This window comes from Novosphingobium sp. EMRT-2, from assembly GCF_005145025.1.
GTDB lineage: Bacteria > Pseudomonadota > Alphaproteobacteria > Sphingomonadales > Sphingomonadaceae > Novosphingobium.
Genome location: NZ_CP039697.1, coordinates 611967 through 624575, shown reverse-complemented (window position 1 = coordinate 624575; position 12609 = coordinate 611967). Strand labels below are relative to the sequence as shown.

Genomic DNA, 12609 nt, shown 5'->3' with positions numbered 1-12609 from the left:
TTCGAGTGGACGTGGAGAAGGCGCGGGCTAGCGCGCTTCTCCACCGATCGCCGCGCCACCCTTGCCCCGCCTCCTTATGGAGGCGGGGCTTTTTTGCAGCAACCGTAGCGCTGCGGGAGGGGCCGGGGGTGGGAAGGCTCTATTGCTCGGACGCCAGCCGGCACTGGCCTTCCATCCGCTCGATCCAGCTGCGCACCAGCGCGATTCCCTCGGCATGAACGAGGCTGCGGCCGATTTCCGGCATCATCGTGCCCGGCACGTTCGAGCGCAGGCGATAGAGCAGGATCGACTTTTCCGGCTCGCCCGGCGCCACGTCGAACGGCAGGCCGCCGCCGCCGTGCCCGCCGGCCACGATCTGCTTGCACACCCCGATCCGGCGCGGGCTGGCCCAGTCGGCGCCGTGTTCATGGCCCTGATCGAACCACAGGCCGGTTGTGCGCGCGGCGCCGACGGGCGAATGGCAATGGCTGCAATTGATGTCGAGATAGCTGCGCGCGCGCGCATCGACGGGCAGGCGCTCGTCATGCCAATCGACGTTGCGCGGCGCGGACGCCACCGCCGGCGCACCGCTCAGATAGCCCAGCCGTTGCAGCCGCGTAAGCTGGTTGATCGTGCCGAACTTGCCCGGAAAATCGCGGTTCAGGTGCCGCGCCTTGATTCCGATCGGCTCGATATGATTGATCTCGCCGGTCGTGAAATTCGGCGCGTGGCAATTCGCGCAATCGTTGGCGTTGGGCACGACATAGACGAAGTCCTTGCGCTCCGTGCCGTCCACCATCGTCAGCGGGATCGCATCGCCCACGCGCTCCAGCGTGGCATCGCGCTGGTCCTCGTCCCACACATAGGGCAGCGCCACCCAGCCGCCCGCGCGATGAACCAGCAAGCGCGTTTCCATCAGGCGCACATGCGCAAGCCGCAAGCCGCCCACACCATCCTGATAGTCGCTGGGGCGCGCCTTGAGCACGTCCGCGCTCTCGCCGGTGTGATCGACGGGCGCGACGGGATAGTAGAACGTCTTGGCGATGACGGTGCCCACAGGCAGGTCGAACGCGCGATCGGGATTGTACGCGGCCTTCTGCCCGTTCGGAATGAACAGCACGCGCCATTTCAGCGCGTAGTCGGTGAACAGCGGCGTGGCGAGTTCGTAGGTCACGCCGGACGGCGCGGCGGCCAGCCGGTCGCCTGCGCGCTGGATCAGCTTCCATTGCGAGAGCTTCGCGGGGAAATCCTCCCGCGATCCCGCCGCGCTGGAATGGTGCGTCAGCACCGCGAAGCCGAGAACGGAAGCGACCAGCGACCACAACGCGAACCGCAGGAACTTGGACACCGGACGATTCCTTAGCGGATGACGACAGGCGGCTGGCGCTTGAAGCCGTCGCAGCTCTTGCCGTCGATCACCGCGAACTTGCCGGGGCTCTTCGGATCGAGCCGGATCAGCTTGTCCGGCCCGGACGCGAGGCAGATGCCGTTGTCGTCCGCGGGGGCACGGGTATAGCCGTCCCACACCACGTTGGTGCTCTGGCCCGCCGCGCGGATCACCGGGGCGGCCGGGAAGCGCTCCGCATCGGGCGCGTTGCCGCCACCCGAGATACGGTTGCCAGCGATCAGCACCCGGTCCGGATAGGGATCGTGCTCGCCGGGCGCGCCGGCCTCGATCTTGTAGTCGGTCGAGAAATCGCTGGCGATGGCGATGCCCATGGTATCGTTGTTGCGGATGTCGTTGTCGAAGATCTCGACATCGTCGTTGGCCAGCACGATCATGCCGGTGCCCTTGGGCACGATGCTGACGGCGGTGCCCTTGGCCGCGAAGTTCGGGGTGTTGTTCGCTTCCGACACGTTGTTGTGAATGCGCGTGCTGTGGCCCGGCTTGGGCAGGTTGGGCATGTTGAACACGAGGATGCCACCGGTGTTGCGGGTGGCGACGTTCTCGTAAACGTCGGCGTGCGTCGAGTTCTCGATCTCGATCCCGGCGACGTTCAGCTCTGCCCGGTTGCGGCGCACGATGATGTTGTCCGACTGCCCGACATAGATGCCGGCGTCGGACGAGCCGAACACTTCGCTGTCCTCGATCAGCACGTCGGTGCAACCCACCGGATAGATGCCATAGGCGCCGTGCGTGCTGTTGTCGGGATCGGTCCAGCGCACGCGCACGTTGCGGAAGGTGACGCCCTTGGTGCCGTTGATCTTGATCCCGTCGCCCTTGGTGTCCTGCACGGTCAGATCGCTGACGACGAAGTTGTTGCCGGTGACCAGCAGGCCGACGGGGCCGGCGACCATGCCGGCGAAGGACAGCACGGTCTGGTCCTTGCCCGCGCCCTTGATCGTCACGCCCGAGGCGGTCAGCCCCAGGCCGCGCGACAGGCGGTACTTGCCGGCGGGAATGGTGATCACGTCCCCGGCCTTGGCATCAAGCAACTGCTCCTGGAGATGCTTTTCGAAGGCGCGATCGGTGACGAAGCCATCGGCATCGGCCTGCGGACCCGCCGCCCAGGCCGGCCCGGCCAACCCCAGCGAGCCCAGACCCGCCACCATCAGCGCACTGCCCAGCAGCGCCGTGCGGCCGCGCACAAATCCTGCCTTCATCGTTCTCTCCTCGCTTGGTGCGATCCCGTGTGCGCGGCCGGCGACGCTTTTGCCGGCCGCCGATTCATCAATACTTGAGCGTCACGCTGCCGCCGAAGAAGCGCGGCGGCGAAATCCGCGTGTAGGGCGTGCCGAACGTGGTGGTGGTGATGTTGTTGATGCCGTTCATGTACTGCTTGTTGAACAGGTTCTCGACCCAGAAGGCCACGGTCACGCGTTCGTTGGCGCTCTTGCCGCCGATGCGGGCGTTGACCAGATCGCGCGAGGACCGCAGCGTGCCCAGCTTCGTCCAGTCGACCCCGCCCAGCACCGTATCGAGCGCGTCGTCATAAGGCGTGCGCGCGTTGGTGCGGGCGCGCGAGCGGTGGCTCCAGTTGAAATCGGCGAAGAGCTTGCCGAAGCTGACCGGTACGGTCGCGTGCGCGCCGAACGTGCTGCTGAGGCGCGGCTCGCCGGTGGGCTGCCCGTTGAGGTTGAGATTGATCGGCCCGCTGAAGGTCTGCACCTGCTCGATGCGGCTCGCCCAGGTGGAATCGATCCACGACAGGGTGCCGGTCAGGCTGAGGTAGTCGTTGATCTTCAGCGCCGTATCGAGATCGAAGCCATAGGCCTTCGAACTGCCGGTGGTGGTGACGTATTGCGGGATGGTGCTGCCGTTCTGCACCAGCGAGATCGACTGGCGATCATTGTAGCGGAAATAATAGCCGGTCAGGTTGAAGCGCAGCCGCCGGTCGAAGAATTCCGACTTCACGCCGGCTTCGAAGTTCCACACCGTTTCCGGACGGAAATAGCTGTTGATCGCCTGCGAGTTGAAGCCGCCGGCCTTGTACCCGCGCGAGGCGGAGACATAGGCCATGACATCGGGGGTGAACTTGTAGCTGACCACGAAGCGCGGCGAGACGTCGTTGAAGCTGGCCTTGCGGGTGAACGGCACGTTTTGCAGCGCGCCTTGGTTGAAGATCAGGTTGCCCGTCGGGTAGATCGGCGCGCCGGCCAGGAACGGCTGAGCGGCGAGCGTCTGATAGACCTGCAGCACCGAATAGGTGGTCGCCGGATCGAACAGCGGCGGCAGGCCGAGCTGGTCGAAGCCCGCGTTGAACACCGCGCCCGGCAACTGGATCGCCGACAAGCCCGGCGACTGCACGCTGGGCGCGAACCAGGTGAAGGTCTTGCGATCGTTGGTATAGCGCAGGCCGAAGCGCAGGCTCCACTTGTCGGTCACGTCCCAGGTCACGTCGCCGAACGCCGCGAACGACTTGTTGCGCGCGGTGTTGGTCATGTCCTCGCGCCAGGTGTTGCCGAACACCGGCAGGCCGGCGCCGGCAAACGCGCTGAACAGGGGCAGCCCGCCGCTGGAGAGCGCGAAATCGATCGAATCGACCAGCGCCGTCACCGCGCTGGTCTGGTGGCCGACTTCGTTGAAATAGCTGCCGCCCAGCAGCCAGTGCAGCTGGAGGGTTCGAAAAACTCTGGCGCTTGTCGGCCTGACCTGATTCACTGCCCTTGCGGATGAGCGGAGGCGATGATGGCGGGACAGCCCGGTTTCTTTGATCTTTCGAACCGGTACGAGGCCTTGAGCGCAGCGGGTGATCCGTTGGAGCGTCTGTCCGGGGTGGTCGACTTTGAGGTTTTCCGGGGGCCATTGATCGCCGCTCTGCGCCGCAGTGTTCGTGGCAAAGGCGGGCGGCCGCCGTTTGACCCGGTGATGATGTTCAAAATTCTGGTGCTGCAGGCGCTCTATTCGCTTTCGGACGAAGCGACGGAATTCCAGATCAAGGATCGCTTGTCGTTCCAGCGCTTCCTGGGCCTTGGGCTCGATGGCACGGTGCCGGATGCAACGACGGTGTGGCTGTTCCGCGAGCGCTTGGTGCAAGCCAAGGCAATCGACAAGCTCTTCGCCCGCTTCGATGCCGCACTGACCGACCGGGGCTATCTCGCCATGGGCGGCCAGATCATCGATGCTACCGTTGTGCCTGCCCCCAAGCAGCGGAACACCGACGAGGAGAAGGCAGCGATCAAGGACGGCCGGATCCCGGAGGCATGGAAGGCAAAGCCAGCCCGGCTCCGTCAGAAGGATCGCGATGCCCGCTGGAGCGTGAAGTACACCAAGGCCAAGGTGAAGGAGGGTGCCGATCCCAAGGCCTTCAAGCCGGTCGATCTCGCCATCCCGATGTTCGGCTACAAGAACCACATCGGCATCGACCGGGCTCACGGGTTGATCCGGACCTGGGATGCCAGTGCCGCCAATGCCCATGACGGCGCCCGGTTGCCTGACCTGATCAGCACGAACAACACCGGTTCGGGCGTCTGGGCTGATACCGCCTACCGGTCGAAGAAAAACGAAACCTTTCTCGAGAGGGGCATGTTCAAGAGCCACATCCACCAGCGCAAACCGAACCGCCGTGCCATGCCCGAGCGTGTCGCCAGAGCCAATGCGAAGCGATCGGCCATCCGCTCGGCAGTCGAACACGTCTTTGCCGGGCAAAAGCACCGCATGGGCCTGATCGTGCGCACCATCGGCATTGCCCGCGCCCGCATCAAGATCGGCATGGCCAACCTTGCCTATAACTTCCAGCGCCTCGCATGGCTTGAGGGGCGTACTGCGCCCGCGTGACCCAAAAACCGGCCCACGCAGCCGGCTCCGCCAAGAAAATAAGCAGATCAGCAACCCAAGCCTGGAGCTCGCCACCCGCTCCTGTGCCATCACATCGCAATTACGCCAAAATCAGACGGTTCTTCGAGGTGTCCAGCTTTTCGCCATCGTGCGAAAGGCGCAGCTCCTGATAGAAGCTCTTGTTGCTTTCGATATTGTCGGTGTCGAGATAGCGCGTGGGATCGTTGGTGCCGTCCTCGTCCTCGCGGTTCGAGGTCGAGAAGCGGCGGTACGAACTGATGCTGGTCAGCTTCAGCCCGTCGGTGATGTCGCGGTTGATGGTCAGCGCATAGCCGTTGAGCAGGCGCGTTTCGCGCGCGCCGCCGACCACGTCGTTGGTGAACGGTCCGAACGGATCGCGCGACAGCGCCGCCTGGCTGATGCCGATCGCCACGGGGCCATCGTTGCGCGTCTCGTCATGGTCCCACGCGAACACGATGTCGGTGGCGCTGTCGGGCGTCCAGCGCGCGGAAATGCGGCCCGAAGTGGTGTGGATGAAGCCCCGGCCCTTGCCGGTGACGGCATCGTGCAGCCAGCCATCGCGCCGGTTGATCAGCACATCGCCGCGCACCTGCAGGTTGTGCGTCAGAGGCACGTTGACCATCGCCTCGATACGCTTCGAACCGTAATTGCCGAAATCGAAGTTGGCGGTGGTGGTGAAGCGGTCTTCCGGCTTCTTGGTGACGATCGAGATCGCGCCGGCCGACGTGTTGCGGCCGAAGATCGTGCCCTGTGGCCCCTTCAGCACTTCCACGCGCTCGATATCGTTGAAGAAGATCAGCGCCGAGCCGGTGCGCGCGGTGTAGATGCCGTCGACGAAGACCGCGACGGCCGGTTCGGTGCCGATGCCGAAATCGTCGGTCGCCACGCCGCGAATGGTGAAGCGCGGCTGCGTGACCGAGCTGTCGTCCACCACCAGGCCCGGCGTGAAGGCGGCCAGCGAACCCAAGCTGATCGCGTGCAGTTCATTGATCTTGGCCGAGCTGACCGCGACCACGCTGACCGGCACGTCCTGCAACCGCTCCTCGCGCTTCTGCGCGGTCACGACGATTTCATCGAGCCCCTGGGTCGCCGTTTCCCCGGCGGCGGGTGGCGCCGCTTCGGCATGGGCCGATGATGCGGCGAAAGCCAGGCTCAGGCTGATAGCCAGCGCGGAAGCGTGATGGAACGCGGGCCTGCCCCCGATGCGTCGCGGAATTCCGGTCACCTGTACCCCCCAATATTTCTGCATTGTTATGTTTGTTTGCTACGCAATTGGCACGCGCCATGTCAAGAACATTGCCCTCTAAGCATTTCCGAGGACAACCAATGAATTCAACCGGATATGTTGGGGAGCACGGCGCGAAATAGGGCCAGATCCGAGCAGCCGGATTATGATCGCGGATTTGCGGGGCGAAGACGGAACATCACGCCACGCCGGGCCTATAACGGCGACAGGACGTTTCGTGGACCGCGGAAGCGAAAAAATGTGAATCTGTGTCCGAAGTCACGGCGCTGTCATCGCCGGCATGGCAAAGAAAAGCCGCGACCCGAGGATGGCTTGCCATCTGAACTGCGCCTCCTGCCTTGTGCAGGGGGCGCGTTTTTTCTTGCGGGTATAGTCTCGGCGGTGGAAGCCCACCCCGTTGCGACTAACGCCGCCTGCGGCGGCGCAAGTCTAACTCCCCTCCCGCTGGCGGGAGGGGTTGGAGCCGGTATCCTACACCGTCAGGTCCAGCACCACGCGGCCTTCGATCTGGCCCTTGTGCATCCGGTCGAACACGGCGTTGATGTCCTCCAACTTGGCGGTCTCCACCGTGGCGCGGACTTTTCCATGCGCGGCGAAATCGATCGATTCCTGCAGGTCGAGCCGCGTGCCGACGATCGAGCCGCGCACGGTGATGCCGTTCAGCACCAGCCCGAAGATGTTGAGCGGGAAATCGCCCGGCGGCAGCCCGTTGAGCGCGACGGTGCCGCCACGCGCGGTGACGCCGATCGCCTGCTCGAACGCCTTGGGGCTGACCGCCGTGACCAGCACGCCGTTCACGCCGCCACCGGTCTCGCGCTTGATGACCGTGGCGGGATCGTCGTGGCGGGCGTTGACGGTGATCGTCGCGCCCAGCCGGCGCGCGAGGTCCAGCTTGGCATCGTCGATATCGATCGCGGCCACGTTCAGGCCCATGGCAACGGCATATTGCACGGCCATGTGGCCCAGCCCGCCGATGCCGCTGATCGCGACGTAATCGCCGGGCTTGGTGTCGGTCATCTTCAGCCCCTTGTACACCGTGACGCCGGCGCAGAGCACGGGCGCGATCTCGGTGAAGCTGATGTTGGCGGGCAAGTGGCCGACGTAGTTCGGATCGGCGATGACGTAGTCCGCGAACCCGCCGTTGACCGAATAGCCGGTGTTGAGCTGCGTCTCGCACAGCGTTTCCCAGCCACCCAGGCAATGCACGCAATGGCCGCAGGCGCTGTAGAGCCACGGCACGCCGACGCGATCGCCTTCCTTCACGTTCTTCACGCCCGCGCCCACCTGGCTGACATAGCCGACGCCCTCGTGCCCCGGAATGAACGGCGGGTTGGGTTTGACCGGCCAGTCGCCCTCGGCGGCGTGGAGGTCGGTGTGGCATACGCCCGATGCCTGGATCGCGACCTGGATCTGGCCAGGGCCAACCTGCGGCACGGGCACTTCATCGATCGTCAGCGGCTTGCCGAATGCGCGCACGACGGCGGCCTTCATGGTCTTGGCCATGGTTCTTCTCCTTGGATTCCCGGGGAAAACAAATGGCCCGGCCACACCGGCCGGGCCTTGCGCAGGGTCAAAAGAAGCCGAGCTTCTTCGCGCTGTAGCTGACCAGCATGTTCTTGGTCTGCTGGTAGTGATCGAGCATCATGCGGTGCGTTTCGCGGCCGATGCCCGACTGCTTGTAGCCGCCGAACGCCGCGTGGGCGGGATAGGCGTGGTAGCAGTTGGTCCACACCCGCCCGGCCTGGATCGCCCGGCCGAAGCGATAGCAGGTGTTGGCATCACGGCTCCACACCCCTGCGCCAAGGCCATAGAGCGTGTCGTTGGCGATGGCGAGCGCCTCGTCGGCGTCGCGGAAGGTCGTCACCGACAGGACCGGGCCGAAGATTTCCTCCTGGAAGATGCGCATCTTGTTGTGGCCGCGGAACACCGTGGGCTGGACATAGTACCCGCCCGAAAGCTCCCCGCCGAGATCGGCCGCGCCGCCACCGATCAGCAGGTCCGCGCCTTCCTGCCGTCCGATGCCGACATAGGAGAGGATCTTGTCGCGCTGCTCCGCCGAGGCCTGCGCGCCGATCATCGTGGCGCTGTCGAGCGGGCTGCCCTGCCGGATCGCGGCGACGCGGGCCAGCGCCTTTTCCATGAAGCGATCATAGATGCTTTCGTGGATCAGCGCGCGGCTGGGGCAGGTGCAGACCTCGCCCTGGTTGAGCGCGAACATCACGAAGCCCTCGATCGCCTTGTCGAGGAAATCGTCATCCTCGCGCGTCACGTCCTCGAAGAAGATGTTGGGCGATTTGCCGCCCAGTTCCAGCGTTACCGGGATCAGGTTCTGGCTGGCGTACTGCATGATGAGCCGGCCGGTCGAGGTTTCGCCGGTGAAGGCGATCTTGGCGACGCGCGACGAGGAGGCGAGCGGCTTGCCCGCTTCCAGCCCGAAGCCGTTGACGATGTTGAGCACACCCGGCGGCAGCAGATCGCCGACCAGATCGATCCACACCATGATCGAGGCCGGAGTCTGTTCAGCGGGCTTGAGCACGATGCAATTGCCCGCCGCCAGCGCCGGCGCCATCTTCCACGCCGCCATCAGCAGCGGGAAGTTCCACGGGATGATCTGCCCCACCACGCCCAGCGGTTCGTGGAAATGATAGGCGACCGTATCGTGGTCGATCTCGCCGATCGAGCCTTCCTGCGCGCGGACGACGCCGGCGAAATAGCGGAAATGGTCGATCGCCAGCGGCACGTCCGCGGCCATCGTCTCGCGGATCGGCTTGCCGTTGTCCCACGTTTCGGCCGTCGCCAGCTTTTCGAGGTTCTGCTCCATGCGATCGGCGATGCGCAGCAGGATCGCGGCGCGTTCGGCCACCGAGGTACGCCCCCAGGCGTCCTTGGCCTTGTGCGCGGCATCCAGCGCTGCCTCGATATCCTCCGCTTGCGAACGGGCAATCTCGCCGACGACCTTGCCGGTGATGGGCGACACGTTCTGGAAATAGCGCCCGTCCCGGGGCGCGACCCACGCGCCGCCGATGAAATTGTCATAACGGGCCGCGAAGGGCGGTTGCAGCGTCGCAACCGGGCGATCCTGAACGACGGAATCCATAAACCTGATCCTCTTCCTGGCTGAACCGGCGCCGTCTTTCGGCGTCTGTCCCGCATCCTAGGAACGCGATCGGAACGGGGGGAAGAGGGGGCCGGGACAAGGCCATGCCCATGTGTCTCGCCAGCGAGACAGGCGCGGGCCTAAATCGTTCAGGCCGAGGCTTTCAGGGGGTCAGGCCGGCCCGGGCCATGCGGCGATAGAGCGTGGCCCGGCCGATGCCGAGCAGGCGGGCCGCCTGGCTGGCGTTGCCGCCGGCCTGCGCCAGCGCCTGCCGCAGGACCGCGCGATCGGCATCCTCGAACGATGGCCCCGCCCCTTCGCCGAGCAGCTGGCCAAGCGCGCGCGGCGTGGCCAGGGTCGCGTCGTTCAACCCCAGACGCAACCGCGCCGCCCGGCTCGCACCGATCACCAGATCATCGCGATCGACCGCCAGCAGCGCGGTGCCGGTGGTGGCGTCATCGGACAGGAACACGATGCGGTGGCCATCGAAGTGCCGGCAGAAATAGTCCCGCTCGATCTTGCGCGCGGCATCGCGCACCAGCGCGGCGATCATTTCCGCCATGGCCGGCCCGTGATCGTCGCGGCAGCTCGATACGTCGAGAGCCCCCGCCAGCCGGCCGTGCGGATCGTGCACCGGCGCATCCATGCAGCTGATATCGACATTGCGCCCGGCGAAGTGCTGATCGCGGTGAACGATCACGGGCTGGTCTTCGTACAGGCAGGTGCCGATGCCGTTGGTGCCTTCCTCCGCCTCGCCCCAGCGCGCGCCCAGAACAAGGCCCGCGGCGGTGAAGGCATCGGCGTCCGCATCGTTCGTCCGGCGCTCCAGCACCACACCGCGCGCATCGCTGAGGATCACCGCGCAGCCGGAGCGCCCGACCGAGCGGAACATCCCGTCGAGCACTGGTCCCGCCACGGTGAGCATGACCTCATGCTCGGCCCGCAAGGCCGACAGGGACGCACCATCGACTCGCTCGCGCGCCGCGCGCTGGTCCGGATCGAGCCCGTGGAACAGCACCGAGCGGCACCACGACGCGGCGATCGCCGACGAAGCCGCCGCGCTGGGGGACCGCACCACGTCCAGAACCGTGTCGCTGTGTCGAGCGACCACCACGGGCATCCTCCGCGCGTCAGGCCAAGAAGGTCACTGTCTTGTGGCCCGATGCTACAGGGAGTTCTGCCCCCGGTAAAGCGCGTGCGGCAAGCGCGGATCAAACCCCCGTCATCAGCACCGAGGTCTGGATCAGGGTCTGCGCCCAGTTGTCGGGCAGCTTGCCGATGAACAGGTTCTCGGTGCGGTAGTTGGCGATGCGCCAGCCGGCGGCGGTCTTGCGGAACTTCACGTGCAGGCGGCTCGACCGGATCAGCGACGATCCGTCGTCATAGATCCAGGGCTGGAACTGCACCCATTCGCCCTCGGCGGTTTCCGCGCTGGTGGCGCGCAGCTGCTCGGCGGTCAGGTAATGCGTGTTGAAGATCTGCTTCGGGTTTTCGGCGGCGTAGAACTTGCGCATGTGCGCGGCGATCTCGGCCGGGCCGCGATGCTGGCCGAACTGCGCGCCGTGCGCCCCGCCCACGCCCTGCCAGATGGCATCATCGGTGAACAGCGCGCCGATCGCGTCGGCGCGGGCGTCCGCCGGCATTCCGGCTTCGGGCAGAGGGCTGTCGCAGAGGAACATGTAACGCGCGATCAGCCGGCGCGCCTCCGCTTCCGCCTGCAGGAACGCGACCTGCTGCTGCAGCGCCGCAATGGCTGCCCTGACGTCTTCCATGCCCTTCATCCTCGCATCAATCGACAATGCCGCCGTCCTTACGCGCTAACACCGGCCGCGTCATGGCCCGCGACAAGCCGCTGGCTGCTTCGTTTCGCGAAACGGGCAAAGCCTGCCGGAAGCGGTTAGGCGATGGGACGCCGACTCTCAGTTCGATCGCCCGAACAGGTGCGAGGGGCTGGCCAGAGCCAGCCGGATCAGATCGGCCTGGCGGCTCGCCCGCGTCTTGGCCATGACCTGCTTGAGCTGCGTGCGCGCGGTGTGGATCGAAACCCCGCGCGCCTGCGCAAACGTGGCGACATCGTCTCCGCCGCACAGACGCGCCAGCAGATCGGCCTCGGACGGAGTCAGCGCGAAAAAGGCGCGCAGGTCGGCCGGCGATGGCGGCGGCGGTCCGCCCGCATCGGCCAGCGCCAGCGCGAAGGCCCGGCGTTCGCCCGCGATGGCGTACCGCTCCAGCGCGAAGCGGGGCAAGGCGACGGCGTGGAGCAGCACTTCGCGATCCCCGTTGCGCCACCGCATCGCGCCAGGGGAGCCGGAAAGCAGCAAGGGACGCAGCCCCTCGATCAGCCGCCATTCCGCGTCCGCCATCCCCGGCAGGCGCACCACCAGGCCTTCCAGCAGGCCGCGTGCCGCCGGATTGGCGATCTGGACCTTTCCGGCATCGTCGCAGATCGCCAGCGCGAACTGTATCCGGTCCATCACGTGCCGCAGCATGGCGTTTTCATCGGCGCGGCGATCGGTCTCGATCATCAGGCGCAGCGCTTCGCGCACGTGCGGCATAAGATCGGTCAGCGTCTGCCGGCAATGCGCCGCCAGCGGCGTGCCGACCCCGGCATGGACGGCTAACCCGGCCTCGCCCAGCGCCCCCATGGCGATGCGCGCGCCCAGGAACTGCCCCAGTCCCTGTTCGCGCAGGCGCGCCTGCCACTGGTGGAACTGCCCCTGCAGCGCATCCGGGCAATTGTCGTCCTCCAGCATATAGACGCCGTCATGGACGGGGTTCACCGCGACGATGGTGCGCGGATTGAGGTCGTCCAGCAGCGAGAGTTCGCCGGCGGGCGCCGGGGTCGCCGAGCAAGTCGCCAGCCAGCGATGGCGCAGACGGTCGGGCGTGCGGTGGAACCAGTGGATCGTGACGCTGCGCGCGCCGGTTTGCGTGCGCAGCCGGTCCAGCGCCGAGGCAAGGCGCGGACGGTCCATGCTGGCCCCGTACAGATCGCCCAGGACATTGGAACAGAGCATCGCCATACCCCCGACAAAGGCAACGGGGCAT

Annotated in this window: 10 protein-coding genes; 1 reads left to right on the top strand and 9 read right to left on the bottom strand. The window is 66.0% G+C overall.

Annotated features, from left to right (window positions below; translation table 11 throughout):
* Window positions 1–139: 139 nt before the first annotated feature.
* The 3 genes from FA702_RS20730 to FA702_RS20720 all read right to left on the bottom strand — a co-directional run bounded on the left by FA702_RS20730 (window position 140) and on the right by FA702_RS20720 (window position 4081).
* Window positions 140–1327, bottom strand: a complete 1188-nt coding sequence (locus tag FA702_RS20730; protein ID WP_168196173.1) for an SO2930 family diheme c-type cytochrome — start codon at window positions 1325–1327, stop codon at window positions 140–142.
* An 11-nt stretch (window positions 1328–1338) separates the two neighbouring features.
* Window positions 1339–2583, bottom strand: coding sequence for a parallel beta-helix domain-containing protein (locus tag FA702_RS20725; RefSeq protein WP_255504867.1), 1245 nt, complete (start codon window positions 2581–2583; stop codon window positions 1339–1341).
* A 67-nt stretch (window positions 2584–2650) separates the two neighbouring features.
* The gene (locus tag FA702_RS20720; RefSeq protein WP_168196172.1) at window positions 2651–4081 is read right to left on the bottom strand and encodes a TonB-dependent receptor domain-containing protein; all 1431 of its coding nucleotides are present in this window, start codon (window positions 4079–4081) and stop codon (window positions 2651–2653) included.
* A gap of 27 nt (window positions 4082–4108) precedes the next feature.
* On the opposite strand from FA702_RS20720, the gene FA702_RS20715 reads away from it, so the two are divergent.
* Window positions 4109–5197 (top strand): IS5 family transposase, encoded by a 1089-nt coding sequence (locus tag FA702_RS20715; protein WP_136957250.1) that lies wholly within the window; start codon window positions 4109–4111, stop codon window positions 5195–5197.
* Window positions 5198–5297: 100 nt separating this feature from the next.
* Here FA702_RS20715 and FA702_RS23475 read toward each other — a convergent pair whose 3' ends face one another.
* From FA702_RS23475 to FA702_RS20685, 6 genes are all read right to left on the bottom strand, one after another.
* Window positions 5298–6443, bottom strand: a complete 1146-nt coding sequence (locus FA702_RS23475) for a TonB-dependent receptor (RefSeq protein ID WP_210417669.1) — start codon at window positions 6441–6443, stop codon at window positions 5298–5300.
* Between the two features lie 492 nt (window positions 6444–6935).
* On the bottom strand, window positions 6936–7967 hold the full coding sequence (adhP, locus tag FA702_RS20705) for an alcohol dehydrogenase AdhP (RefSeq protein ID WP_136957959.1): 1032 nt from the start codon (window positions 7965–7967) through the stop codon (window positions 6936–6938).
* Window positions 7968–8034: 67 nt separating this feature from the next.
* The gene (gene adh, locus FA702_RS20700) at window positions 8035–9561 is read right to left on the bottom strand and encodes an aldehyde dehydrogenase (RefSeq protein ID WP_136957958.1); all 1527 of its coding nucleotides are present in this window, start codon (window positions 9559–9561) and stop codon (window positions 8035–8037) included.
* 163 nt (window positions 9562–9724) lie between these two features.
* Window positions 9725–10681 carry a GAF domain-containing protein gene (locus FA702_RS20695; protein ID WP_136957957.1) on the bottom strand — a complete coding sequence of 319 codons (957 nt, stop codon included), beginning with the start codon at window positions 10679–10681 and terminating at the stop codon, window positions 9725–9727.
* Between the two features lie 91 nt (window positions 10682–10772).
* Window positions 10773–11333, bottom strand: coding sequence for a nuclear transport factor 2 family protein (locus FA702_RS20690; RefSeq protein ID WP_136957956.1), 561 nt, complete (start codon window positions 11331–11333; stop codon window positions 10773–10775).
* A 147-nt stretch (window positions 11334–11480) separates the two neighbouring features.
* Window positions 11481–12578: a helix-turn-helix transcriptional regulator gene (locus tag FA702_RS20685; protein WP_168196171.1), complete on the bottom strand. Its 1098-nt coding sequence runs from the start codon at window positions 12576–12578 to the stop codon at window positions 11481–11483.
* Between the last annotated feature and the right edge of the window lie 31 nt (window positions 12579–12609).